Raw genomic sequence first — 22873 nt, 5'->3', positions numbered from 1 at the left:
CAGCACTCCGATACGGCTGAGCAGCCTTTCAGTCTACCTGGAGACCGGCGCCCCGATCCACACCCGGCGTCAGGCGCGCAGCCAGCGCCTGATCGCGAATCCGGCGGACAGCGCAGCCAGGATCACGCCGATGCCGATCAGCACCGGCACGACGAGGAGCGCATCCTGCATCGTCACCCAGGTGGTGATGAAGGGCACTCGCCCGCGCAGGTAGCCGTTCACGCCGAAGTGCAGCCCTGCGACCACTGCGGCACTCGCCAGCGCCGATCCGAGGAACGCCGCGAAGACGCCCTCGAGCACGAACGGAGTCTGGATGAATCTGTTCGAGGCGCCGACCAGCCGCATGATCCCGATCTCCTTGCGTCTCGCATATGCGGACAATCGGATGGTCGTGGCGATCAGCAGGGTCGCGGCGATCAGCATCAGCACGGCGATGCCGACCGCGATGTACGTGGCCACCGTCAGCGCCGAGAACAGCGGTTCGAGGTATTGCAGCTGATCCTTCACCTGCTCGACCCCTGCTTGGCCGCTGAACGCCTCGGAGAGCACGCTCGACTGCCCCGGGTCCTTCATGGTCACGAAGAACACCTCGAACGCCTGGTCGGGGGTGAGCACGCTCGCCTGATCGGCGCCGAGCTGGTCGACGAGCTTGGCGTACGTGTCTTCCTTCGTGTCGAAGGTCATCGAGCTGATCAGCGGTGAGAGCGCATCGCCCTCGAGCTGTGCTCGCACCGCCTCGACCTGTTCCTCGCTGGCCGAGCCGTCGACACAGGTGTCGGATTGGGAGACCGCGGAGCACATGTAGACCGCGACCTGCGCACGTTCGGCCCAGTAGCCGCGCATCACGCCGATCTGACCCTGCATGAGGATCGCGGCGCCGACGAAGGTCAGCGAGACGAAGGTGACGAGCACGACGGAGATCACCATCGAGATGTTGCGGCGCAGGCCGCCGAGCGCTTCGGCGAGGATCAGACCGATTCTCATGAGGTCGGTCCCACTTCCTCGTCATCGGCATCGGACAGGCCGAGGCGGTCGGCGACGCCGAGCTCCGCGACATCGACCTGGGGCAGCACGATCGGATGCGTACGGGGGCCGGCGGCGACCGGAGGGTCGGCGAGAGCAGGTTCCGGCGTCGCGGGCTCCGGCGGCACGACCTCCTCCTGCGGATCGACAGCGCCCGGGCTCTCGACAGACGCCACCGATGCGGGTTGTTGCGTCTCTACGGGAGCGGATGCCGCTGCCTTGCGCTGCGCGCTGAGCTCTTCCGTGAGCGCTGCGCGCACGATCGAGAGGTCGGCGGTCTGACGCTGCACTTCCTGCACGGCGGTGAGCGCTGCCGCGGCTGCGGCGCCGCGGACCTCGGCCGGCACCAGGCGCGGGATGTTCGAGGTGTCGCCGTAGCCGCCGTGCACCTCATCGCGAACCATGACACCGTCGCTCAGCTCGATGACTCGTCGCTGCATCTGGTCGACGAAGCCTGCTTCGTGCGTGGCCATCAGCACGGTCGTCCCACCGGCATTGATCCGCGCGAGCAGCTGCATGATGTCGACGGACGTCGCCGGGTCGAGGTTTCCGGTCGGCTCATCCGCCAGCAGCACCTGCGGACGGTTGACGAGCGCACGTGCGATCGCGACGCGCTGCTGCTCACCGCCGGACAGCTCGTGCGGCATCCGCTTCTGCTTGCCGTCCAGACCGACCAGCGCGAGCGCCTCCGGCACAGCCTGCTGGATGAAGCCGCGCGAGGAGCCCGTCACCTGCAGGGTGAATGCGACGTTCTGGAAGACGGTCTTCGACGGCAGCAGCCGGAAGTCCTGGAAGACGGAGCCGATGTGGCGCCGGAAGTACGGCACCTTGCGGTTCGCGAGGGAGCGCAGATCCCGGCCGAGCACGGCGACCCGCCCTGATGTGGGCACGTCCTCGCGCAGGATGAGGCGCAGACAGGACGACTTGCCGGAGCCCGAAGCGCCGACGAGGAAGACGAACTCCCCGCGCTGCACTTCGAAGTCGACGTTGGACAGGGCGGGCTTCGACGTCCCGCGGTAGCGTTTCGTGACGTTCTCGAACCGAATCATGGCGCTACGAGCCTAAGCGCGGCTTCTCCCCTGGCAGCCAGCGACACCCCGGGCGGCGAGTCCCGACCCGAGCGGGATGGGGAGTTCTCCCCTCCCGCAGACCGGAAGGCTGTCGCCGGGCACTGCTATACATGAAGATGCCATCGCGCCGCCCGCGCATGCGCCCAATTCTTCGAGGGGGAAACCATGACGACACCTGCAGGCTGGTACGACGACGGATCCGGTCGTCAGCGCTGGTGGGACGGCCAGCAGTGGACCGAGCACTTCGCACCGGAGACCGCAGCGCCCATCGAGGACGCGGCGCCGGCGGAGTCCGCGCCGTCTGAGCCCGACGTCGCGGCAGTCGACGAGCCGTCGATCGACGACACGGTCGTCCGCGTCGACGAGACCGTGATCAACCCGGACTCCGGACACGACGTGTCCGCACAGCCGGAGGCCGCACTGCCCGACGCGTCGTACCCCGCGACCACATCGTTCACCGCACCCGCCGCGCCCGCTGCACCCACGTATGGTGCGCCCGCAGCGCCGCAGTACCCCGGGGCAGCATCGGCACAGCCGACGGGCGCCTACCCGGGTTCCTACACGCAAGGTGCCGGCGGCTACCCGGCCGCAGACCCGTATGCGGCCGGCGCACCGGCAGAGCCGAAGAAGATCTCGGTCCTCGGACTGGTCGGTCTCGGCCTCTCGGTGATCGGCACGATCGTCGTCTTCATCCCGCTGATCGGCTTCATCGGGTTCTTCGTCCTGGCTGCCGGCTTCATCGTCTCGCTCATCTCGCTGTTCCTGAAGGGCAAGAAGTGGCCGGGCATCGCGGGCCTGAGCCTTGCTGTCGTCGGCACGATCCTCGGCGTCGTCATGTCGTTCGTGTACCTCTTCGCCTTCGCACAGGGCGTGAGCGAGGAATACAACGGCCCGTCGAGCTCGGCCACCGCCGAGGCGACTCCCGTCCCGGAAGAGTCGGGCGCTCCGGATGACGGCACCGTCAGCGGCGCCCGCCCGACCGCTGAAGAGGTCGCTGTCGGCCTGACGGCGATCTTCAACACGACCGCGGGCGACGCCTACACCGACGCGCAGATGTTGTGTCTCGCGAACGCGTTCGTCGCCTCCGATCTCGCCGATGAGACGCTGCGCGCGATCGCAGACAGCGACGGCACGCTCACCGACATGGCCGCGGCATCCGGCGTGGCCGAGGTTCTCAGCGACACCGACATGGTCACATCCTGCCTCGCCGGCTGATCCGCAGCACCTGATCCGAAGGCCCCGGGAGCGTCGAGCTCCCGGGGCCTTCGGCATCTGTGATCGTGTCGTGACCCACCGAGCTGAGCCGTCCCGATAGCTTCATGATGATCGGTGAAATCCGGAGTCTTCGCCCGAGCGGCTGCCGAGGGATCGTCACGTCGGTCATCACCCCCAGCACAGACGACGAGGACGCCCGATGACGACACCTGCAGGCTGGTACGACGACGGCTCGGGCAACCGGCGATGGTGGGACGGCGAGCAGTGGACGGCGCACGTCGTCGCGGGTCCGGAGCGAGCCACCGATGGCCAGTCGGCGAAGCCTGCTGCCGTCGAGGCGGCCACAGAGGGGTTCACGGAGCCGTTCGCACCGCCGTTCGTTATCGCGCCGCAGGCTGCACATCCCGGCCCGCAGACCAGCATCTCGCCCGGCGGATATGCAACCGTCGGTCACTCCGTCGCCCTGGCACCGACGTCCGCGCCGACACCATCGCGCAGGATCTCGGTGCTCGGACTCATCGGACTCATCTCCGCGGTGGTCGGGGTCGCCCTGGCCTGCATCCCGCCGATATCGGCGGCGGGCTGGATCCTGCTCGGCCTGGCGTTCGTGGCATCCATCGTCTCGCTGTTCCTGCGGGGCTCGAAGTGGCCTGGCATCACCGGGGTTGGCGTGAGCGTGCTCGGCGCGATCCTCGCTCTGGCCGTCTCGCTCGTCTCACTCGGAATCAGCTCGATCGTGGAAGCCGGCGACGGTCAGACCGCGCCGAGCGAGCGTCCGTCGGTCGACGACGGATCCTCCGCCGACGACAGCGCGACGGATTCCGCCGAAGACCCGTCTGACATCGAAGGTGCCAGGATGGTGTCCTTCGATCAACTCGCCGTGGGCGACTGCCTCCCCCTCGTGGACTACGGCGACGACGACGAGATCGTCGAGGTGCCGGTCGTCCCCTGCGATCGACCGCACACTGATGAGGTGTACGTCGTCTACCAGTTCGACGACGATGAGTACCCGGGCGACGATGCCCTGTACCAGGCCGCCGAGGAGCGCTGCCTCGCGGAGTTCGAGGGGTTCATCGGCCTCCCGTATGAGCAGTCCGAGCTCGATTTCTACACCTACTGGCCGACGGAGATGTCGTGGAAGCGACTGGGCGACCGGACCGTGCACTGCATCGCCTTCAGCTACGACGACGTCACCGGCACGCTCGAGGGCGCGGCTCGCTGACGACGGCGGCATGCAGAAGGCCCCGGGAGCGCTCAGCTCCCGGGGCCTTCTGCAACGAACGAGGATCAGTCGTCGGTCGGACGCTTCCGCCAGCGGATGCCGGCAGAGATGAAGTCATCGAGGTCGCCGTCGAACACCGCAGCCGGGTTGCCCGACTCCTGGCCGGTACGAAGGTCCTTCACCAGCTGCTGACCGTAGAGGAAGTACGAGCGCATCTGGTCGCCCCAGCTCGCGGTGATGTTTCCGGCGAGCTCCTTCTTCTTCGCGGCTTCCTGTTCCTTCTGCAGCAGCAGCAGGCGGGTCTGGAGCACGCGCATCGCGGCGGCGCGGTTCTGGATCTGTGACTTCTCGTTTTGCATCGATACGACGATGCCGGTCGGCAGGTGGGTGAGGCGAACGGCCGAGTCGGTCGTGTTGACCGACTGCCCACCCGGGCCCGAAGAGCGGAAGACGTCGACGCGGATGTCGTTCTCGGGGATGTCGACCTCGGTCGCCTCCTCCATCAGCGGAATGACCTCGACGGCCGCGAACGACGTCTGGCGCTTGTCGGCTGAGCCGAACGGGCTGATGCGGGCGAGGCGGTGCGTGCCTGCCTCGACCGAGATCGTGCCGAAAGCGTAGGGCGCGTCGATCTCGAAGGTCGCGGACTTGATACCGGCACCCTCGGCGTACGACATGTCCATGACCTTGACCGGGTACTTGTGACGCTCAGCCCAACGCAGGTACATGCGCATGAGCATCTCGGCGAAATCGGTCGCGTCGTCGCCGCCGGCTCCCGAGCGGATCGTGATGATCGCGGAGCGCTCGTCGTACTCGCCGTCGAGCAGCGTCTGCACCTCGAGCTGGTTGATCAGATCAGTGAGCGCGGTGAGCTCGGCTCGTGCCTCCACGGCAGAGTCCTCATCGCCCATCTCGTTCGCGAGGCCGATCAGTACCTCGAGATCATCGAGACGCTGCGCGATGCCGGTGATGCGGGCGAGCTCGGACTGACGGTGGCTGAGGGCGCTGGTCACCTTCTGCGCGTTCTCGGTGTCATCCCAGAGGTCGGGGGCGCCGGCCTCCTCGCTGAGTCGCGCGATGTCCTCGCGCAGTCGGTTGACGTCGACGACCTCGCTGATGTCGCCGAAGGTGTGCCTGAGCGCCTGGATTTCGGCGGAAAGATCAAGTTCGAGCATGATATCCGAGCCTATCCTGCCCGGCGGCCGCGTGCTGGCTGCGTTCTCAGGCGGCACGCGACCGGCCGAACAGAGCGCGACCGAGGCGGGGGTAGCCTCGAAGCGTGAGCGGCGCATCGACGGTTCTGAGACAGTTCGGGCCGATGGTGTATCTGCCGACGGTCCTGTTCTCCCTCGGCGAGGGAGCGGTGATCCCGCTGATCCCGGTGATCGCCTCGCGGATGGGCGCCGACGTGGCCGCTGCCGCCCTCGTGGCCTCCGCGCTCGTCGTCGGCCAGCTCTGCGGCAATCTGCCGGCCGGTTGGGCGGTCGCCCGCATCGGCGAGCGCTTCACGATGGTGATCGCCGGCGTGATCTCGATGGTCGCAGCCGCAGGGATGCTGGCGGCTCCGTCGATCGGCGTGCTCGCGGCATCCGTCTTCCTGCTGGGCTTCTGCGCTGCGGCCTTCGGCCTCGCCCGGCACGCGTTCATGACGACGCGGGTGCCGCTCGTGGTGCGCGCTCGTGCGTTGTCGCTGCTGGGCGGCAGCTTCCGACTGGGCATCTTCATCGGGCCGTTCGTGGCCGCCGGCCTCCTGCAGCTGTTCGGTGCGGAGGCCGCGGCGATCTGGTTCTTCCTCGGCTGCCTGGTGGTGATGGTGCTGCTCGTGCTGTTCGGCCCTGACCCCGAGAAGAAGAACCCGCCCATCACGCGTCCGTCGACGCGTCCGTTCCTCGAGGACTCCGGCGAACCTGTCAGCGGATCGATCTCGACGATCGAACGCATCGGCGTCTTCCGCACGATGTGGCAGCAGCGATCAGTGCTCGGCAGGCTGGGGCTCGCTGCCGCTTCGCTCTCAGCGATGCGCTCCGCCCGTCAGGTGATGCTGCCGCTGTGGGGACTCTCGCTCGGCCTCGACGCTTCGACGATCGCACTCGTGGTCGGGATCTCGGGCGCGATCGACTTCGCCCTGTTCTACGCCAGCGGGCAGGTCATGGACCGCTTCGGTCGACTGTGGGCCGCCATGCCCGCCATGGTGCTGATGGGCGCCGGGTTCTTCGCCCTGTCGCTCTCGCACGACGTCGATGCCGCGGTGCTGTGGTACGGCATGTTCGCCGCCGTCCTCGGTGTCGGCAACGGACTGTCCAGCGGCATCCTGCTCACCCTCGGCGCTGACGTGGCACCCAAGCGCGATCCTGCACCGTTCCTCGGTTCGTGGCGCACGCTGACCGATGCCGGCGGCGCGATCGCCCCGCTCGCGATCTCCGGGATCGTCGCGGTCGCCTCGCTCCCGATCGCCGCCGCCACGATGGGCGTCGTCGGCATCGTGGGCGCGCTCGGCTTCATCCGCTGGATCCCCAGATTCGTGCCGAGGGTCAAGCCCGGCGAGGACGAGCGATGAACGGGATGCTGTCGACCGAGGTCCACCGGCTCGTCGCCGAGCTGATGCCGCGCTCCGAGCGTGAGCGGGAGATGCAGACGGATTTCGCCGGCACCTTCGCCGATGAGTTCGGTCCGGTATCGCGCGACTCCGGACCGCACCATGCGACGGCGTCGTCAGTCGTGTTCGATGAGACGCTCACGCAGACGCTGCTCGTCTTCCACGGCAAGGGCCGGTTCTGGGTGCAGCCGGGCGGGCACATGGAAGGTGGCGACGCGTCGGTGACGGATGCCGCGCTGCGCGAACTGCGGGAGGAGACCGGCATCGCCGGGATCCCGACATCGCCGCTGATCTATGACCTCGACCATCACGCGCTCTCGTCGCGCTTCGGCCGCTGCGCCTCGCACTTCGACATCGGGATCGCGATGATCGCAGATCCCGAGCACACCCTCACCGTGAGCGATGAGTCCGCCGACGTTCGGTGGTGGCCGGTCGATGCGCTCCCAGCCGAGGCGCCGGAACAGCTCGAGCCGCGACTGCGCGGGTTGTTGGCGCGGTTGCGGGCGCGGGGCTGAGGTTCGCGAGAGCCGGTCTCGCTACGGGCGATCCTCGACGTGCACGGCCGCGTAGACGAGTTCTGCGTACGCCTCGAGGTCGTCCTCGCAGGTCTGCAGTTCGCGCGCGGCTTGCTCTGCAGACTCGGAGCCACGCGTATCGCGCTTCATCAGATCGCGACGCCAGCGCCGAAGCCGGGCGAGGCTCTGCTCCTCCTCGTCGAGCTCGGCGAGCGTGAACTTCTCGATCGCGATCTCCTTCGCGATCTCGGTCTTGAACTTCGCGCACTCCGACATGAATTCGGCCCACTCATCCCGTCGCGCCTGCTCGAAGATTCCGGCGACATAGACCTCGGTCGCATCATCGGTGGGATCGATCTCGAACGTCGCTGCCGTCCCTTCGCCCTTGGCGACCAGGACTCGCGCCTGCTCGACGGCGGCATGCCCTGTGACGGTCGATGGCAGCACCCAGGTGCCAGGGGAGAGCGGAACCGCGCCGCTCCGTCGCAGCTCGCGCCAGACGGCGACACGATGCCTCGACGGTGAAGCCGGAAGCTGGACGATGACCATCAGCCAGCGCTGCGAGGACGACATTCCGCGAATGTACCAGACGCTCATCCGCAGATGTAACACTCGTTACACTCGCAATCGTGACAACTTCGACACGGGCAGCGCTCGTTCCGCTCTACCTCGCCGGATTCACGACTGCGTTCGGGGCGCACGGCGTCGCATCAGTCCTCGGCGCCGAGTCCGACGACATCGGGCTCACCCTGCTCTCGTTCGGACTCGTGCTGGCCCTGTACGACATCGCAGAGGTGGTCCTGAAGCCGATCTTCGGTGCGCTCAGCGATCGAATCGGCGTCCGACCCGTGATCGTCGGAGGGTTGCTCGCCTTCGCAGTCGCCTCCGCCATCGCGACCTTCATCGCGACGCCACTCGCCCTGGCGTTGATCCGGCTCGGGCAGGGTGCGGCGGCATCCGCGTTCTCGCCCGCCTCATCGTCCGCAGTGGCACGCCTCGCCGGGCAGGAACGTCTCGGCCGCTACTTCGGTCGATACGGCGCCTGGAAGAGCATGGGGTATCTGCTCGGCCCGATCATCGGAATCCTCGTCGCTCACGTCTACGGCATCGCCTGGGTCTACGGGACGCTCGCCGTTCTGGCTGTCGGCGCGGCCCTGCTCACGCTGGTACTCGTGCCCTCGCTGCCTCCGCTTCCGAAGCAGCGGAGCACGCTCAGCGATCTGTGGATGCAGCTCTGGGACCGTTCCTTCCTCATCCCGACGCTGGTGCTCGCGACGAGCACCGCGGTGCTCGGGGTCGCGGTCGGCTTCCTTCCCCTCCTCGCCACCCGAATGGAGCTGCACCCGGTCGTCGGTGCAGTCGCCGTCGCCCTCGTCGCACTGGTCTCGTCCGTGCTCCAGCCGATGGTCGGCGCGGCGAGGGATCGCGGACGCCTGAGCACCGCAGCCGGCAGCACGTGGGGTCTGCTCCTGGCCACGTCCGCACTCGTGCTGCTCGCCGCGCTCCCCCACCCGGTGACACTGTTCCTCGCAGCCGCGATGATCGGTGCCATGCTCGGAGTCGTCACTCCGCTGGCGTTCTCGCACCTCGCTGCGGCCACTGCGCCAGAGCGGATGGGCCGGACGATGGGCAGCGCGGAGCTCGGCCGAGAGGTCGGTGACGCTGCCGGTCCGCTGCTGGTCGGTGCCGTCGCGACCGCGACCGCGGTGCCGTTCGGGCTGCTGGCGCTCGCAGGGCTGACCGCCGGAGCCGGGCTGCTGAGCCGGGGGCTCGCGATCCGTGGCGACCGGCCACGGACCGACGGATCACACTGACATCACTGCAGCGCGGTGCGGCTCGTCGCCGTCGACTCCAACCGCACGCCGTCTGGGACGAACGGTGCGATGAGCGGCGGCACCCACTGGGTCGCGACCGTGACACGCGCCGAGACGCCGTCCGGAGTGTCCGCCGAGACGAGCACTGCGTCGCGGGGCAGCACCGACCACAGCGCCTCGGCCTGGGCGCGAACGCCGTCATCGGTCAGCTCGGCACGCACGTTCTCATCGTCGGCGACCAGCGTGAAGCCATCGGCTCCGGCGAGCGCTGCCGCGTCGGCGAGCGCGTCGATGCGCTTCTGGGCGAGGTAGAGGTCGGTCGCACACACGCACACGAACAGCACCGCCAGGGCGAGCAACGCGTATCCGAGGATGAGCAGAAGCACGCTGCCCTCCTCACCATCCCGGGTCACCTCGCGCACCGTCATCCGCCCCACATCCGCGACACCTTCTGCGACGCAGACGCCTCCACCGGAATCGACAACGCCCTGTCGAGGCCGAACACCGCAGGCACGAAGGGAAGCCGCACACGTGTGCTGACCGTCACGATCACGGTCGTCCCGGCAGCGGGACACGCGGCGCCAGCGGGCGCGCAGGAGACGCCGGTCTGCACCGCACCAGCATCCATCCCGTACTCGTCGATCACGCCGTCCAGCACCGCATCGCTCCGCGATGCCGCGATCTCGGCATCCGGCGCCATCGCGATCGATCGCGCCGCGTGTCGTGCGGCAGCCTCGACGCCGAACGCCTGCTCCTGCACGGCTCCGAGCACGATGACCAGGTAGACGAGCGGCACCAGCAGGATCACACCGACCGTGATGAACTCGAGCGCCGCCGAGCCCTCATCATCCATCCCCCAGGGTCTCCTCCGGCGCATGCGCTTCCACCTCCCAGGCTCGGGGTATTCCGAGGAGTCCGATCACCGGCAGCGTCGTTCGCACTCGCACATCGATCGTCGGGGAGCCGAACCGGGTCGACCTTCCGACAGTGATCTCTTCTGCATAGCTCGGACCCACAGCACGCGTGATCACGGTTCGCGTGCGCTCCGCCCCCTCGTCGAGTCCGGTATCGGCGAGCGCCGCGTGGTAGGCGCCCTCCACGGCAGCGTCGTGCACCACGTTGCGGACGTAGACGGCGAAGGCGAGCTGCAGCACGGCAAGGGTGAGGATGGTGAGCAGCGTGCCGACCAGCAGGAACTCGACGGGGCTCGACCCTCGTTCGTCCCTGAGTGGCAGCGGCGCACGCATCAGAGTCCCGACACCCGCTGGATCGCCTGCTCGAACAACGCCGAGAGGGCGGGGCCGGCAACCGCCCAGATGAGGACGACGAGCCCGGCGGTCATCAGCGTCACGAGCACCCAGCCGGGCACGTCGCCTGCCTCGTCGTCCACGAGCGATCGGGTCCAGGCAGCGATCTCGCGGGGTCGGAGCAGTGATGTCATGTCGTTCCTTTCGTTGGCGCTCAGATGATGCCGAGGCGCAGGATGAAGAGTCCGGGATAGATCGCGAACAGCACGGAGAGAGGGAGGATCAGGAACACGAGGGGCAGGAGCATCAGGATCTCCTTGCGCCCGGCTTGCTCGATCAGCGTGCGTTTGGCGTCCTCGCGGGCGTCGCCGGCCTGGGCATGCAGCACGCCGGCGAGCGGCGCCCCGCGCTCCAACGCCGCGACGACCTGATCGACGGCGCGCGTGAGGCCGGGGAGCTGCACCCTCGCAGCCAGCTCACCGAGAGCGTCGGCGAGCGGAGAACCCGTACCGACAGCGAGCACCACGTGCCGCAACTCACCGACGAGATCTCCCGAGCCGACGCCGGTCACCCGTCGCAGCGAGTCGAGCAGGCCTTCGCCCGCCGACAGGCACAGTGAGAGGAACTCGAGCATCGTCGGCAGCTCATCAGCGAGCCGGGCTCGTCGCGACGCGACTCTCGCAGACAGCTGCATGTCGTACACGGCCGCGGCGATGCCACCCGCGAGGACCGGGACCAACACGATCGGCGGCGTCATCTGGCCGGCGAGCACCAACACGATGACCAGCGCAGCCCCCGACCCGATGCCGGCGAGTATCCAGCCGAGCTGCCGGGCACAGAATGTCGACGGCTCGGTCCGTGACCCCGCCTGCGCCAGCCGGAGCCGGAGTGCTTCTCCCCCGCCGACCGCCCGCTCGTATGCCGACTTCGCCCAGCGCCACGGTGCGATGACCGTCGACGGCAGCACCCCGGCGCTCGGGAGCAATCCCTCTGGCAGCCGCTCATCCGGCACGACATCACGCACGTACGGGGCGATCCGCGAGACCAATGAGGCTGCCCTCCACGAGGGGACGGCTGCGAGCATGAGCAGCACTCCGCCAGCGAAGATCCCACCCATGAGCACCGCGGTCGCCGCGGCCGAGATCACGTTCATCCGAACCACCGCCGCGGTTCGCTCAGTCGCCCGATCCGGATCATGATGCGGAAGGCGACCACCGAGATCACCGCACCGATGCAGATCACCAGCACCCCTTCGGGCGTGCCGTATGCCGCCGCACCCTCCGGTCGCATGACGAGCAGGCCGAGGATGACCCACGGCGCCACGGCACCGAGCACGGCGGCCCCGCGGATCCAGGACTGCCGCGCCTCGACCTCGCCGCGCAGTGCGGCATCCGCTCGCACCGACGCCGAGAGTGCACGCAGCACTGCGGTGAGCTCGGTTCCACCGACCTGCCGCGCCATGCGGAGGGTCTCGATGATGCGGTCGCCGATCGGATCAGCGAGGGTGCTCTTGAGCCGGTCGAGGCTCGACTCGAAGCGCCCGGTCGCCTGCAGGTCGCGAGCGAACACCACGAACGCCGGGCGCAGCGCGGTCGGCGCCGACGCTCCCAGACCAGCGACCGCGTCCGGCAGCGAGAGCCCGACACGGATGGAGGCGACCAGCAGATCGCACACGTCGGGCCACAGCTGCCGGCGGACACGGCGCAGCCGCACCCTTCTCCCGCGGAGGAACATCACGGGCGCTGATCCTCCGGCGAGCGCAGCCAGCACGGCCAGCACGGGGAGGCCGGTGAAGAGCCAGACGAGGGATGCCGCACCGAGCGCAGCTGCCACGATCACGCTCAGCAGCGCACGCTGCGTGAGCGATCCGAGGCCAGCCTCTTCGCGGAGGCGCGCGAGCGGACCTCGACGCTCGACCCGTGGTCCGCGTGCAGCACGCGGCCACACCCACGGCGACACGCTCAGCAGCACCCCGGCCGCGAGGAGGGCACCGAGGAGCACTCTCACGATGCCATTCCATCCGAGCGGCGGCGCACGCGGACCGGGGCATCGGTTCCTTCTCCGACCACCGAGAGCGCAGCGGAGTAGAGCACCCGCGTGGCGATGCGCCCATCGACGATCTGTCCGGTCGGGACGATCACTTCCTGCACGCGCCTCGCACCGCTCGCTTCGCGGGTGCAGTGCACGACGAGCCCGACAGCCGACGCGAGCGCCGGCGCGATGAAGGCTCTGTCGATGTTCCGCCCGGCGAGCAGAGGAAGCATCGCGAGCTTGTGGAGTGCCTCGGAGGCCGAGTTCGCGTGCACCGTGCCCGCGCCCGGCACCCCGGTGTTCAGCGCGAGCACGAGGTCGAGCGCCTCCGCATCGCGGACCTCGCCGACGACGAGCCGATCGGGACGCATCCGCAGGGCTTCCTTCACGAGTCGTCGGAGCGTGATCTCGCCGCTGCCCTCGATGCTCGCCTGCCGCCCCTGCAGGGCGACCACATCCGGCCCCTCGACAGCGAGCTCGAACGTCTCCTCCACGGTGATGATCCGCTGCTGGTGCGCGCAGGCCTGCAGCAGCGCGCCGAGCAGCGTCGTCTTGCCTGCATGCGTCGCGCCGGACACGATGACGCTTCGCCCGTCCAGCATCGCCGCGCGCAGCATCGCCGCGATCTGCACCGGCAACGTTCCCTGCTCGGTCAACGCTTCCAGCGTGCGATATCTCGGGAGGAACTTGCGGATGTTCACCGCCCACGATCCCCGCACGACGTCCGCGATCGCGACGTGCAACCGGGAGCCGTCCGGCAACGAAGCATCCACGAAGGGCTGGCTGATGTCGACGCGACGCCCCGAGGACTGCAGCATCCGCTCCACCAGATCCCGCAGCGTCCCCTCGGTCAGCCGCAGATCCACGAGCTCTGCGACGCCACCCCTGGCCACGTGCACCTGCCCCGGCCCGTTCATCCAGATCTCCTCGATCTCCGGATCGTCGAGCAGTGGCTGCAGCGCCCCGAACCCCGTGACCGTCGCCAGCACGTCGCGAACGCACGCCGCCTCGTCGTCGATCAGCTCCTCGCCACGTGCGAGCGCCATGTCGTTGTGGCGACGGACTTCTGACAACGCCACCCGCCGCGCGGCATCCGGCAACGTCGACGGGTCGGTGTGTTCAGCCCGGAGCCGGACACGAACACGATCGGCGACAGCAGCGGAGGAAGGATTCACCCGAGCATCCTCGCAAGATCGGCAGTCTCGGCGGGGAAGTTATCCACAGCCATGCGACCTCCGAGAGGTCGGCCGCGCAACTGCGGGGCGATCCCCAGAATCCCTGACCCGGCGGTCAGTAGAATGAGACCACCGCGCGGGAGTGGTGGAATTGGCAGACACGCAGGATTTAGGTTCCTGTGCCCCAGGGCGTGTGGGTTCAAGTCCCACCTTCCGCACGACGGGTGCTGCTGCATCCGCACCGCAATCCGCCGACCAGTCACGACCGACGGGAATCCTCAGTGTTCGAATCGATGATGCACGCACCGACAGCACTCATCCCCTGGCTCGACCCCCAGACGATCATCGGTGCGGCGGGTCCGTGGGCGCTCCTGGTCGTGTGCTTCATCGTCTTCGCCGAGACGGGCCTGCTGGTCGGATTCCTCCTGCCTGGTGACACGCTCCTGGTGATCTCCGGCCTGCTCTCGCACCCGATCGGAGCATCCGAGCACGGTGTCTTCGGCATCAACGTCTGGATCGTCGCACTCCTGATCGGACTCGCAGCGTTCGTCGGTGGCGAGGTCGGCTACGTGATCGGCCACAAGGGCGGCCCCGCGATCTTCGAGCGCAAGGAATCGGGCCTCTTCAGCAAGAAGAACGTCGAACGCACGAACGCGTTCTTCGAGCGGTTCGGCGGCATCACCGTCATCCTCGCCCGGTTCGTGCCCGTCGTGCGCACCTTCGCTCCGGTCGCCGCCGGTGTCGGCCACATGCCGTGGCGCAAGTACACGCTCTACAACCTCATCGGCGCGATCCTCTGGGGCTTCGGGCTCACGATGTTCGGCTACGTGATCGGCTTCATCCCGCCCGTCGCGGCGTTCGTCGAGAGCTACATCGACCTGATCCTCCTGGCTGCTGTCGGCGGCACGGCCCTCATCACGCTGTGGCACTACTTCTCGGAGCGCTACAAGGCGAAGAAAGAAGCAGCGGCGGCCGGCGGAGACGCCGCCACCGGGGCTGTCGAAGCCGAGGAGCTCGTCCTCGACGCCGAGGTGTTCGACCGCGCTCCCGACCTCGACGGCGACGGCACGCACTGACGCCGGTCGGGGAGCGCGTCAGCCGGCGCTCTTCTCCTTCGCGGGCTTCTTGCCCTCCGAGGTCTTCTTCTCCTTCGACCGTGCGACGCTCGCTCGCAGGGCTTCCATGAGGTCGATGACCTCGCCGCCCTTGGGTGCGGCATCCTCGTCGGCGAACGTCTCGGACACGTCGAAGCTGTCGCCGGCCTCGATCTTCGCGTCGATGAGCGTGCGGAGCTCCTTCTGGTACTCGTCGACGAACTCCTCCGGGTCGAAGTCGGTCGAGTAGCTCTCCACGAGGGAGGCCGACATCTCGAGCTCCTTCTTCGAGATGCGCACGTCCTCGTGCAGTGCAGGGAAGTCCGCCTCGCGCACCTCATCGGCCCAGAGCAGGGTCTGCAGCACGAGCACCTTGCCACGCACCCGCAACGCAGCGAGCCTGGTCTTCTGTCGCAGCGTGAAGCGCACGATCGCGGTGCGGTCGGTCTGCTCGAGCGTCTTGCGCAGCAGCACATAGGCCTTCGGCGATTTGGAGTCGGGCTCGAGGTAGTACGGCTTGTCGAGGGTGAGCAGGTCGACCTGATCTGATGGCACGAACTCCACGACGTCGATCTCACGGCTCTTCTCCGCTGGGAGCGAATCGAGGTCTTCCTTCGTGAGCACGACGGTGGTCCCCTCGTCGACGTAGGCCCGATCGATGTCGGCGTAGGCGACCGTCTCGCCGCACACCTCGCAGGTGCGCTGATAGCGGATGCGTCCGCCGTCCTTCTCGTGCACCTGATGGAGCGGCACGTCGTGATCCTCCGTCGCGGAGTACACCTTCACCGGCACGTTCACCAGCCCGAAGGTCAGTGCGCCCTTCCAGATCGTCCTCATGACACCAGTGAACACCAGCCGCGACCTCCGCGACCAGCCCTTGACGCAGTGCCTTCCCGTGCTGCAGCGTCGCGGACAGTAGCCTGGCGTCATGGCGGCAGACGAGCAGATCGTGCGGGTCGACGGCCGTCGTCTGCGTGTCACGAACCTCGACAAGGTCGTCTACCCCGACAGCGGCACCACGAAGGGCGAGATCTTCGCCTACTACTCCACGATCGCCCCGCTCCTGCTGCCGCTGCTCGACGGACGCCCCGTCACCCGCAAGCGCTGGGTCGAGGGTGTCGGGACGGCGGATGCTCCGGCAGACGCGTTCTTCACGAAGCAGCTCGAGCGCGGCGCTCCGGAGTGGATCCCCCGTCAGGCGATCCAGCACTCCGACGGCCCGAAGGAGTATCCGCTGGTCGACGACGTGCCGACGCTCGTGTGGCTCGCCCAGGTCGCCGCGATCGAGCTGCATGTACCGCAGTGGCGCTTCACTCCGGACGGTCTTCCCGGCCGACCCGACCGCCTCGTGCTCGACCTCGACCCCGGGCCCGGCGTGGACCTCGCGCAGTGCGCCGCGGTAGCTCGCATCGCACGCGGCATCCTCACCGACATGGGGCTCGATCCGCTCCCGGTGACCAGCGGGTCGAAGGGCATCCACCTCTACGCCTCCCTGCCGGGCGAGCAGACGAGCGATGAGATATCCGCGGTCGTGAAGGAGATCGCCCGCCTGATCGAGAATGAGCATCCGGATCTCGCGACGGCCACCATGACGAAAGCCGTGCGCGGCGGCAAGGTCTTCCTGGACTGGAGTCAGAACAACGGCAAGAAGACCACGATCTCCCCGTACTCGCTCCGGGGCCGTGCACAGCCCTGGGTCGCGGCGCCCCGAACCTGGGAGGAACTCGACGACCCCGACCTCGCCCAGCTCGATCTCGACGAGGTGCTCGCCCGCGCTGCAGCCGGCATCGACCCGCTGGTGTCGCTGCACACGACCGACGCGAGCGTCCCGGCCGCTCCGCCGACGGCGTCATCGCATCCGACCAAGACGCACCGCCCGCGGCCGAGCGGAGCGCCGGCGCCGGGCGCCACCCTGCCGTCACTCGCCCCGATGCTCGCTGAGCACGGCACGCCAGGGCGAGCGCGGAGCCTCAGCACGCCGTCATGGGTGGAGGTGAAGTGGGACGGCATCCGCGCGATGGGCACCTGGAACGATGGACGGATGCAGCTGCATGCCCGCAGCGGCACCGACATCACCGCCAGATACCCCGAGCTCACCGCCGACGGTGCCCCGTTCCTTCCGGTCGATGACGCGATCGTCGACGGCGAGGTCGTGGCGTTCGACGCCCACGGCCGACCGAGCTTCTCGCTGCTGCAGAACCGGATGCACCTGACCCGACCGAGGGAGATCGAGCGCGAAGTCGTGCGCACGCCGATCGTGTACCTGCTGTTCGACCTGCTGCGACTCGACGGACACGACCTGACCGGCATGCCGCTGCGCCAGCGCCGCACGCTGCTGCAGGACCTCGCCGGCGACCTCGACGCGCCGGTGCGCATCCCACCGGTGTTCGACGACCTGGATGCCGCGCTCGCGGCGAGCGATGAGTTCGGCCTCGAGGGCGTGGTCGTGAAGGATCCGGACTCACGGTACCGACCCGGCGTCCGCTCCCCCGGCTGGCTGAAGATCAAGCACACCCGCATGCAGGAGGCCGTGATCGTGGGCATCCGTCCGGGGAAGGGCGATCGGGAGGGCGCCATCGGCTCACTGCTGCTCGCCGTCGCAGAGACGCCCGGCGGCGAACTGCACTATGTCGGGCGGGTGGGCACCGGCTTCAGCGAGCGCACGCTGCGCGACCTGCAGACGCGCCTCGAGCCGCTGCGCGTCAAGGCCGCGCCCCTCGACGGCGTTCCGGTGCTCGACGCCTCAGACGCGCTCTGGGTCCGACCGGAGCTCGTCGGCGAGGTCGAGTTCGCCAACTGGACCCCTGACGGCGTGCTGCGCCATGCACGATGGCGCGGGCTGCGCGCCGACAAGTCACCAGACGAGGTCGTGCGAGAGCCCTGATCCGAGCCTCGGGACTCGTCAGGCGTGGTGCGGCTCGCAGTCGGACTGCTCGGCCGGCTCGATCTGGAAGGTCGAATGCTCGACATCGAAATGGTCGGCGAGGCACGCCTGCATCTCCGACAGCAGCTTCGCTGAACCGCCGTCGGCGAGCAGCGACGGATCGACGCTCACGTGCGCGCTGAACACCGGTGCGCCGCGGGTCAGCTGCCAGACGTGCACGTCGTGCACCCCGGTCACGCCCTCGTAGTCGAGCAGGTGCTGACGGATGTCGCTGACGGCCGTTCCCTTCGGTGCTGCTTCGGACAGCACCGAGAACACCTCACGGAGCAGCGAGATCGCGCGAGGGATGATCATGATGGCGATGAACATCGAGGCGATCGCATCGGCCGGCATCCAGCCGGTCATGACGATCACGATCGCGGCGACGATGACCGCAGCCGAGCCGATCAGGTCGCCCATGACCTCGAGGTAGGCGCCTCTGACGTTGATACTCGTGCGCTGCGCGCGGCTGAGCAGCCACATCGAGACGGCATTCGCCAGCAGACCGATCACGGCCACCACGAGCATGAGCGGCCCCGCCACCTCGACATCGCTCGGATTCAGCAGCCGTGTGACGGCCTCGAACCCCACCCAGCTGGCGAGCAGGATCAGGATGACGGCGTTGATCAGCGCGCCGAACACCTCGGCGCGCTGGTACCCGAAGGTGCGCCGATCATCGGCCGGACGTGCGGCGACCGCCGCCGCGATCAGTGCGATCACGAGCGCGGACGCATCGGTGAACATGTGCGCCGCATCGGCGAGGAGCGCCAGCGATCCCGTGAGGAGCGCTCCGACCACCTGCACCAGCATGATCGTCGCGGTGAGGCACAACGAGATCGTCAGGAGGCGTCGATGTCCCGCCGAGCGGATGCCGCCGGCGGCGGGAGCGTGATCGTGCATGCCTCAAGGCTAGACCGGGTAACCCCCGGTGAAGGGCGATTTCGGCTAGTCGATAACAGGAACGATTCTCAGGCTCAGCAGGCGGATGCCGCAGCGCCGCCGAGCAGTCGAATCAGAGTGCGCTGAGCAACGGCACGAGCTCGGCGAACGCCCTCGCACGGTGCGACTGCGCCTGCTTCTCCTCTGCGGTGAAGTCGCCGACCGTGCGTTCCTCGTCAGCCGGCTGACCGTCCGGGATGAAGATCGGGTCGTACCCGAAGCCACCACCGCCGGAGGCTGCGTGCGCGAGCCGTCCCGGCCATTCCCCGACGACCACATGCTCGGCTCCGTCGGGTGTCACGAGCGCGATCGTCGAGGTGAAGTGCGCGGCGCGGTGCGGGTCGGCGATGTCGTGGAGCTGGTCGAGGAGCAGTTCCAGGTTCGCGGCGGCATCCTTCTTCTGCCCGGCCCAATACGCCGAGAACACACCGGGTGATCCACCGAGCACATCCACGCAGATGCCGGAGTCGTCGGCTAGGGCTGCGAGCCCGGTATGGGCCGCTGCGGCGCGGGCCTTGATCAGCGCGTTCTCCGCGAAGGTGACACCGTCTTCGACGGGCTCAGGGCCGTCGTAGCCGACGACCTCGAGATCAGGACGCGTGGCGGCGACGATCTGCTGGAACTCCGCGACCTTGTGCGGATTGTGTGTCGCGAGAACGACCTGCATCACTCGCCTGCCAGCGCCGCCAGCTGGTGATCCTTGAGCGTCGCGCAGCCGGCGACGCCCAGGTCGAGCAGCGCATCGAGCTCGCGCTTATCGAAGGGCGCGCCTTCGGCGGTGCCCTGCACCTCGACGAACAGTCCGCGACCGGTGACGACGATGTTCATGTCGGTCTCGGCGCGCACGTCCTCGACATATGCCAGATCGAGCATGGGCTCTCCGTCGATGATGCCGACCGAGACGGCAGCGACCGAGTCGCGCAGCGGCGTCGCATTGCGGCCGATGAACTTCTTCTCGCGGCCCCACTCGATCGCATCCGCGAGCGCGACGTAAGCGCCGGTGATCGCAGCGGTGCGCGTGCCGCCATCGGCCTGCAGCACATCACAGTCGATCACGATCGTGTTCTCACCCAGGGCCTTCGTGTCGACCACGGCGCGGAGGGCCCGGCCGATCAGGCGCGAGATCTCGTGCGTGCGACCGCCGATGCGACCCTTCACGCTCTCGCGGTCGTTGCGGCTGTTCGTGGCACGCGGCAGCATCGAGTACTCGGCAGTGACCCAGCCCTTGCCCTTGCCCGTCAACCAGCGCGGCACGCCGTTCGTGAACGATGCCGTGCACAGCACCTTGGTGCCGCCGAAGCTGATCAGGGCAGAGCCCTCGGCGTGCGCACTCCAGCCGCGCTCGATCGTGATCTCGCGGAGCTGATCGGTGGAGCGGCCGTCTGCGCGGACGATGTCGGTCATGGGAGTCCTTCGTTCGGGGGGGTGAGCGTTCGGGTGAGCGCTCGGCTGAGCTGCGGGTCGGGTCAGTGCGGTTCAGGGAGGGCGTGCGGAAGCGTGATGACGCCCGTCTGCACGAGCTGCACGTCACGGACCTCGCGGCCCATGAGGCGATTGGCGAGGGCGGTGAACTCCACGGTGGAGTCGCCGGTCGCCTCATAGACGTAGGTCGCCACAGCATCGGGCGGGGCCAGGAGGTCGCCGCGGACGAGCTGGCGATAGACGTCGCCCGCCGTCTCGTCGTCGCTGGAGACGAGCGTCACGCCGTCCCCCATGACGTAGCTGATCGCGCCGCGCAGGAACGGGTAATGCGTGCAGCCGAGCACGAGCGTGTCGACCTCCGCCTCCCGCAACGGAGCGAGGTACTCCTCGGCCACCTCGAGCACCTCTGGCGTGCCGGTGATCCCACCTTCGACGAACTCGACGAATCGCGGGCACGCAGCCGTGAACACCTGCAGCCGCTCATTCACCTCGAGCATGTCCTGATACGCGCGAGAGCCGATCGTGCCGACCGTGCCGATCACACCGACGCGACCGTTGCGCGTCGTGGACACCGCGCGTCGCACCGCCGGGCCGATGACCTCGACCACCGGGATGTCGTAGCGCTCCCGTGCGTCTCGCAACATCGCGGCTGAGGCCGTGTTGCACGCGATCACGAGCATCTTCACACCCTGATCGACCAGGGTGTCGAGCACCTCGAGCGAGTAGCGGCGGACGTCCGCGATCGGCTTCGGCCCGTAGGGCGAGTGCGCTGTGTCGCCGATGTAGACGAACGATTCGCGGGGCAGCTGAGCGCGGATGGCTCTGGCCACCGTGAGTCCGCCGACGCCTGAGTCGAAGATCCCGATCGGTGCGTCGTTCATGACTCACCAGCCTAGTCGCGTGCGAGCAGCTGATGCATCGCGACGCTCACTAAGCTGAGCGCATGACCACGTCGACGGCGCTGCTCACCGATCGCTACGAACTCACGATGCTCGCGGCCGCACTCCGCGATGGCACTGCGTCTCGTCCGAGTGTCTTCGAGCTGTTCTCGCGCCGGTTGTCCGGCGGGCGCCGGTTCGGCGTCGTCGCCGGCACCGGCCGACTGCTCAGCCTCATCCGCGACTTCCGGTTCGGAGACGACGAACTGCGCTTCCTGCGTGACAACGACATCGTGGATGCCGATTCCCTCACCTCCCTCGAGAAGTACCGCTTCACCGGGTCGATCAAGGGCTACCGCGAAGGCGAGCTGTACTTCCCCGGTTCCCCGATCCTCACGGTGGAGGGTTCCTTCGCAGATGCCGTCGTGCTCGAGACGCTCGCGTTGAGCGTGCTCAACCATGACTCCGCCGTCGCCACCGCCGCGTCCCGCATGAGCATCGCGGCCGGTGAGCGGCCGCTTGCCGAGATGGGTTCTCGCAGGGCTGCCGAGCAGTCCGCCGTCGCAGCGGCACGCGCCGCGTACATCGCCGGGTTCAAGGCGACCAGCAACCTCGAGGCCGGACGCCGGTGGGGCATCCCGACCATGGGGACCGCCGCGCACTCATGGACGCTGCTGCACGACACCGAGGAACAGGCGTTCCAGGCTCAGATCGACAGTCTCGGGCCTGGCACCACGCTGCTCGTCGACACCTACGACATCCGCACGGGTGTCGAGACGGCCATCCGCGTCGCCGGCACCGGGCTCGGCGGGGTCCGCATCGACTCCGGCGACCTGCCGATCGTGGCCGCTGAGGTGCGCGCGCAACTCGACGAGCTCGGAGCGACCGGCACACGCATCACCGTCACCAGCGACCTCGACGAGTACGCGATCGCAGCGCTCGCGGCGTCGCCCGTCGATTCCTACGGCGTCGGCACGTCGGTCGTGACCGGTTCCGGCTATCCCACGGCGAGCATGGTCTACAAGCTCGTCGCCCGACAGGACTCCGACGGCTCCTGGGTCGGCGTGGCGAAGGCCTCGACCGACAAGGCGTCGCACGGCGGTCGCAAGGCCGCATTCCGCACCCTCGAGGACGGTGTCGCCACCGCCGAGACCATCCTGGTCGCCGACGGCTTCGAGCAGCTCGATGCGCCCGCCGAGCACGTCGAGGGTCGGCCCCTGCAGGTGACGTTCATGGACGCAGGCGACATCGACGAGTCCTACGAAGGTGCCGCCGGCACGGCATCGGCCCGGGCGCATCACCTCCGCGTGCGCGAGGAACTCCCGGTGCGGGCGCTCGCGCTCAGCAAGTCGGACCCGGCGATCCCGACGGTCTACACCGAGATCGCCTGAACGGACGGACGGGGTCCGTCAGTTCATCATCGACTCGTAGATCTCCTTGCATGTGGGGCAGATCGGGAACTTCTCGGGGTCGCGCCCCGGCGTCCACTTCTTGCCGCAGAGTGCGCGGACGGGCTTACCCGTGATCGCCGACTCGAGGATCTTGTCCTTCTTGACGTAATGCGAGAAGCGCTCGTGGTCCCCGGGCTCCAGGTTCTCCTCGCGGAGAAGCTCTTCCAGTTCGCGATCAAGCGTTGTCACGCCGCCCTGATCGGGGCTGTCCAGCGGAGTACTCATCCCGAAAGTCTAGCCGCGCCGACAGCCCCGTGG

At 68.3% G+C, this 22873-nt stretch carries 25 protein-coding genes and 1 tRNA gene; 9 read left to right on the top strand and 17 right to left on the bottom strand.

Annotated elements, in window-relative coordinates; translation table 11 throughout:
- Window positions 1-69: 69 nt before the first annotated feature.
- Together ftsX and ftsE are read right to left on the bottom strand one after the other, a co-directional pair.
- On the bottom strand, window positions 70-984 hold the full coding sequence (gene ftsX, locus RS83_RS12340) for a permease-like cell division protein FtsX (protein WP_045279790.1): 915 nt from the start codon (window positions 982-984) through the stop codon (window positions 70-72).
- Window positions 981-2072, bottom strand: a complete 1092-nt coding sequence (gene ftsE / locus RS83_RS12335) for a cell division ATP-binding protein FtsE (protein WP_045279789.1) — start codon at window positions 2070-2072, stop codon at window positions 981-983. The genes ftsX and ftsE overlap by 4 nt, the downstream gene beginning before the upstream one ends.
- 186 nt (window positions 2073-2258) lie before the next feature.
- Here ftsE and RS83_RS12330 point away from each other — a divergent pair, with 186 nt between their 5' ends.
- Both RS83_RS12330 and RS83_RS12325 read left to right on the top strand, forming a co-directional pair.
- Window positions 2259-3308, top strand: a complete 1050-nt coding sequence (locus tag RS83_RS12330) for a DUF2510 domain-containing protein (protein ID WP_045279788.1) — start codon at window positions 2259-2261, stop codon at window positions 3306-3308.
- A 199-nt stretch (window positions 3309-3507) separates the two neighbouring features.
- Window positions 3508-4530: a septum formation family protein gene (locus RS83_RS12325; RefSeq protein WP_045279787.1), complete on the top strand. Its 1023-nt coding sequence runs from the start codon at window positions 3508-3510 to the stop codon at window positions 4528-4530.
- 65 nt (window positions 4531-4595) lie between these two features.
- On the opposite strand, the gene prfB is transcribed toward RS83_RS12325, so the two are convergent.
- Entirely contained in the window at window positions 4596-5705 is a 1110-nt protein-coding gene (gene prfB / locus RS83_RS12320) for a peptide chain release factor 2 (protein ID WP_045279786.1), read from the bottom strand.
- A 143-nt stretch (window positions 5706-5848) separates the two neighbouring features.
- On the opposite strand from prfB, the gene RS83_RS12315 reads away from it, so the two are divergent.
- On the top strand, window positions 5849-7087 hold the full coding sequence (locus RS83_RS12315; protein ID WP_045279884.1) for an MFS transporter: 1239 nt from the start codon (window positions 5849-5851) through the stop codon (window positions 7085-7087).
- Window positions 7084-7641: an NUDIX hydrolase gene (locus tag RS83_RS12310; RefSeq protein WP_052679100.1), complete on the top strand. Its 558-nt coding sequence runs from the start codon at window positions 7084-7086 to the stop codon at window positions 7639-7641. Before RS83_RS12315 ends, RS83_RS12310 begins: the two co-directional genes overlap by 4 nt.
- A gap of 21 nt (window positions 7642-7662) precedes the next feature.
- Here the strand turns inward: RS83_RS12310 and RS83_RS12305 are convergent, their stop codons facing one another.
- Window positions 7663-8214 (bottom strand): Chromate resistance protein ChrB, encoded by a 552-nt coding sequence (locus tag RS83_RS12305; RefSeq protein ID WP_045279882.1) that lies wholly within the window; start codon window positions 8212-8214, stop codon window positions 7663-7665.
- A gap of 56 nt (window positions 8215-8270) precedes the next feature.
- On the opposite strand from RS83_RS12305, the gene RS83_RS12300 reads away from it, so the two are divergent.
- On the top strand, window positions 8271-9455 hold the full coding sequence (locus RS83_RS12300; protein WP_231587779.1) for an MFS transporter: 1185 nt from the start codon (window positions 8271-8273) through the stop codon (window positions 9453-9455).
- Window positions 9456-9457: 2 nt separating this feature from the next.
- Here the strand turns inward: RS83_RS12300 and RS83_RS12295 are convergent, their stop codons facing one another.
- From RS83_RS12295 to RS83_RS12265, 7 genes are read right to left on the bottom strand one after another with little or no spacing between them, the layout of a single operon-like run.
- A complete protein-coding gene (locus tag RS83_RS12295; RefSeq protein ID WP_197072120.1) occupies window positions 9458-9883 on the bottom strand; it encodes a hypothetical protein in 426 nt (141 codons plus the stop codon).
- Window positions 9880-10308: a TadE family protein gene (locus RS83_RS12290; protein WP_230114043.1), complete on the bottom strand. Its 429-nt coding sequence runs from the start codon at window positions 10306-10308 to the stop codon at window positions 9880-9882. The genes RS83_RS12295 and RS83_RS12290 overlap by 4 nt, the downstream gene beginning before the upstream one ends.
- Entirely contained in the window at window positions 10301-10702 is a 402-nt protein-coding gene (locus RS83_RS12285) for a TadE family protein (RefSeq protein ID WP_045279783.1), read from the bottom strand. Before RS83_RS12285 ends, RS83_RS12290 begins: the two co-directional genes overlap by 8 nt.
- On the bottom strand, window positions 10702-10896 hold the full coding sequence (locus tag RS83_RS12280; protein WP_045279782.1) for a hypothetical protein: 195 nt from the start codon (window positions 10894-10896) through the stop codon (window positions 10702-10704). The genes RS83_RS12285 and RS83_RS12280 overlap by 1 nt, the downstream gene beginning before the upstream one ends.
- A 20-nt stretch (window positions 10897-10916) precedes the next feature.
- Window positions 10917-11855, bottom strand: coding sequence for a type II secretion system F family protein (locus RS83_RS12275; protein WP_045279781.1), 939 nt, complete (start codon window positions 11853-11855; stop codon window positions 10917-10919).
- Entirely contained in the window at window positions 11852-12709 is an 858-nt protein-coding gene (locus RS83_RS12270; protein WP_045279780.1) for a type II secretion system F family protein, read from the bottom strand. The genes RS83_RS12275 and RS83_RS12270 overlap by 4 nt, the downstream gene beginning before the upstream one ends.
- Window positions 12706-13908, bottom strand: a complete 1203-nt coding sequence (locus RS83_RS12265) for a CpaF family protein (RefSeq protein ID WP_082071657.1) — start codon at window positions 13906-13908, stop codon at window positions 12706-12708. Before RS83_RS12265 ends, RS83_RS12270 begins: the two co-directional genes overlap by 4 nt.
- Window positions 13909-14044: 136 nt before the next feature.
- On the opposite strand from RS83_RS12265, the gene RS83_RS12260 reads away from it, so the two are divergent.
- Window positions 14045-14126, top strand: a tRNA-Leu gene (locus RS83_RS12260).
- 78 nt (window positions 14127-14204) lie between these two features.
- Window positions 14205-14984, top strand: a complete 780-nt coding sequence (locus tag RS83_RS12255) for a DedA family protein (protein WP_082071665.1) — start codon at window positions 14205-14207, stop codon at window positions 14982-14984.
- Window positions 14985-15002: 18 nt separating this feature from the next.
- Here RS83_RS12255 and RS83_RS12250 read toward each other — a convergent pair whose 3' ends face one another.
- Window positions 15003-15839 carry a Ku protein gene (locus RS83_RS12250; RefSeq protein ID WP_045279779.1) on the bottom strand — a complete coding sequence of 279 codons (837 nt, stop codon included), beginning with the start codon at window positions 15837-15839 and terminating at the stop codon, window positions 15003-15005.
- Window positions 15840-15930: 91 nt separating this feature from the next.
- Between RS83_RS12250 and ligD the strand changes: the two genes are divergently transcribed.
- Window positions 15931-17886, top strand: a complete 1956-nt coding sequence (ligD, locus tag RS83_RS12245; protein WP_045279778.1) for a non-homologous end-joining DNA ligase — start codon at window positions 15931-15933, stop codon at window positions 17884-17886.
- Window positions 17887-17904: 18 nt separating this feature from the next.
- On the opposite strand, the gene RS83_RS12240 is transcribed toward ligD, so the two are convergent.
- The 4 genes from RS83_RS12240 to murI all read right to left on the bottom strand — a co-directional run bounded on the left by RS83_RS12240 (window position 17905) and on the right by murI (window position 21167).
- A complete protein-coding gene (locus tag RS83_RS12240) occupies window positions 17905-18825 on the bottom strand; it encodes a cation diffusion facilitator family transporter (RefSeq protein ID WP_045279777.1) in 921 nt (306 codons plus the stop codon).
- A gap of 112 nt (window positions 18826-18937) precedes the next feature.
- Window positions 18938-19531 (bottom strand): RdgB/HAM1 family non-canonical purine NTP pyrophosphatase, encoded by a 594-nt coding sequence (gene rdgB, locus RS83_RS12235; RefSeq protein WP_045279776.1) that lies wholly within the window; start codon window positions 19529-19531, stop codon window positions 18938-18940.
- On the bottom strand, window positions 19531-20268 hold the full coding sequence (rph, locus tag RS83_RS12230) for a ribonuclease PH (RefSeq protein WP_045279775.1): 738 nt from the start codon (window positions 20266-20268) through the stop codon (window positions 19531-19533). The genes rdgB and rph overlap by 1 nt, the downstream gene beginning before the upstream one ends.
- Window positions 20269-20330: 62 nt before the next feature.
- Window positions 20331-21167, bottom strand: a complete 837-nt coding sequence (gene murI, locus RS83_RS12225; RefSeq protein ID WP_045279774.1) for a glutamate racemase — start codon at window positions 21165-21167, stop codon at window positions 20331-20333.
- A 62-nt stretch (window positions 21168-21229) separates the two neighbouring features.
- On the opposite strand from murI, the gene RS83_RS12220 reads away from it, so the two are divergent.
- Window positions 21230-22555 carry a nicotinate phosphoribosyltransferase gene (locus tag RS83_RS12220; RefSeq protein ID WP_045279773.1) on the top strand — a complete coding sequence of 442 codons (1326 nt, stop codon included), beginning with the start codon at window positions 21230-21232 and terminating at the stop codon, window positions 22553-22555.
- A gap of 18 nt (window positions 22556-22573) precedes the next feature.
- On the opposite strand, the gene RS83_RS12215 is transcribed toward RS83_RS12220, so the two are convergent.
- A complete protein-coding gene (locus RS83_RS12215) occupies window positions 22574-22840 on the bottom strand; it encodes a DUF3039 domain-containing protein (RefSeq protein ID WP_045279772.1) in 267 nt (88 codons plus the stop codon).
- Window positions 22841-22873: the final 33 nt, after the last annotated feature.

Source organism: Microbacterium oxydans, assembly GCF_000956525.1.
Lineage (GTDB): Bacteria > Actinomycetota > Actinomycetes > Actinomycetales > Microbacteriaceae > Microbacterium > Microbacterium oxydans_A.
This window is presented reverse-complemented; position numbering and strand designations above follow the sequence as displayed.

What these genes read in the sequence shown, in the direction of transcription:
- ftsX (WP_045279790.1), bottom strand. Translation starts at nt 984, where the DNA reads ATGAGAATCGGTCTGATCCTCGCCGAAGCGCTCGGCGGCCTGCGCCGC.
- ftsE (WP_045279789.1), bottom strand. Translation starts at nt 2,072, where the DNA reads ATGATTCGGTTCGAGAACGTCACGAAACGCTACCGCGGGACGTCGAAG.
- RS83_RS12330 (WP_045279788.1), top strand. Translation starts at nt 2,259, where the DNA reads ATGACGACACCTGCAGGCTGGTACGACGACGGATCCGGTCGTCAGCGC.
- RS83_RS12325 (WP_045279787.1), top strand. Translation starts at nt 3,508, where the DNA reads ATGACGACACCTGCAGGCTGGTACGACGACGGCTCGGGCAACCGGCGA.
- prfB (WP_045279786.1), bottom strand. Translation starts at nt 5,705, where the DNA reads ATGCTCGAACTTGATCTTTCCGCCGAAATCCAGGCGCTCAGGCACACC.
- RS83_RS12315 (WP_045279884.1), top strand. Translation starts at nt 5,849, where the DNA reads ATGGTGTATCTGCCGACGGTCCTGTTCTCCCTCGGCGAGGGAGCGGTG.
- RS83_RS12310 (WP_052679100.1), top strand. Translation starts at nt 7,084, where the DNA reads ATGAACGGGATGCTGTCGACCGAGGTCCACCGGCTCGTCGCCGAGCTG.
- RS83_RS12305 (WP_045279882.1), bottom strand. Translation starts at nt 8,214, where the DNA reads ATGTCGTCCTCGCAGCGCTGGCTGATGGTCATCGTCCAGCTTCCGGCT.
- RS83_RS12295 (WP_197072120.1), bottom strand. Translation starts at nt 9,883, where the DNA reads ATGACGGTGCGCGAGGTGACCCGGGATGGTGAGGAGGGCAGCGTGCTT.
- RS83_RS12290 (WP_230114043.1), bottom strand. Translation starts at nt 10,308, where the DNA reads ATGGATGATGAGGGCTCGGCGGCGCTCGAGTTCATCACGGTCGGTGTG.
- RS83_RS12285 (WP_045279783.1), bottom strand. Translation starts at nt 10,702, where the DNA reads ATGCGTGCGCCGCTGCCACTCAGGGACGAACGAGGGTCGAGCCCCGTC.
- RS83_RS12280 (WP_045279782.1), bottom strand. Translation starts at nt 10,896, where the DNA reads ATGACATCACTGCTCCGACCCCGCGAGATCGCTGCCTGGACCCGATCG.
- RS83_RS12275 (WP_045279781.1), bottom strand. Translation starts at nt 11,855, where the DNA reads ATGAACGTGATCTCGGCCGCGGCGACCGCGGTGCTCATGGGTGGGATC.
- RS83_RS12255 (WP_082071665.1), top strand. Translation starts at nt 14,205, where the DNA reads ATGCACGCACCGACAGCACTCATCCCCTGGCTCGACCCCCAGACGATC.
- RS83_RS12250 (WP_045279779.1), bottom strand. Translation starts at nt 15,839, where the DNA reads ATGAGGACGATCTGGAAGGGCGCACTGACCTTCGGGCTGGTGAACGTG.
- ligD (WP_045279778.1), top strand. Translation starts at nt 15,931, where the DNA reads ATGGCGGCAGACGAGCAGATCGTGCGGGTCGACGGCCGTCGTCTGCGT.
- RS83_RS12240 (WP_045279777.1), bottom strand. Translation starts at nt 18,825, where the DNA reads ATGCACGATCACGCTCCCGCCGCCGGCGGCATCCGCTCGGCGGGACAT.
- rdgB (WP_045279776.1), bottom strand. Translation starts at nt 19,531, where the DNA reads ATGCAGGTCGTTCTCGCGACACACAATCCGCACAAGGTCGCGGAGTTC.
- rph (WP_045279775.1), bottom strand. Translation starts at nt 20,268, where the DNA reads ATGACCGACATCGTCCGCGCAGACGGCCGCTCCACCGATCAGCTCCGC.
- murI (WP_045279774.1), bottom strand. Translation starts at nt 21,167, where the DNA reads ATGAACGACGCACCGATCGGGATCTTCGACTCAGGCGTCGGCGGACTC.
- RS83_RS12220 (WP_045279773.1), top strand. Translation starts at nt 21,230, where the DNA reads ATGACCACGTCGACGGCGCTGCTCACCGATCGCTACGAACTCACGATG.
- RS83_RS12215 (WP_045279772.1), bottom strand. Translation starts at nt 22,840, where the DNA reads ATGAGTACTCCGCTGGACAGCCCCGATCAGGGCGGCGTGACAACGCTT.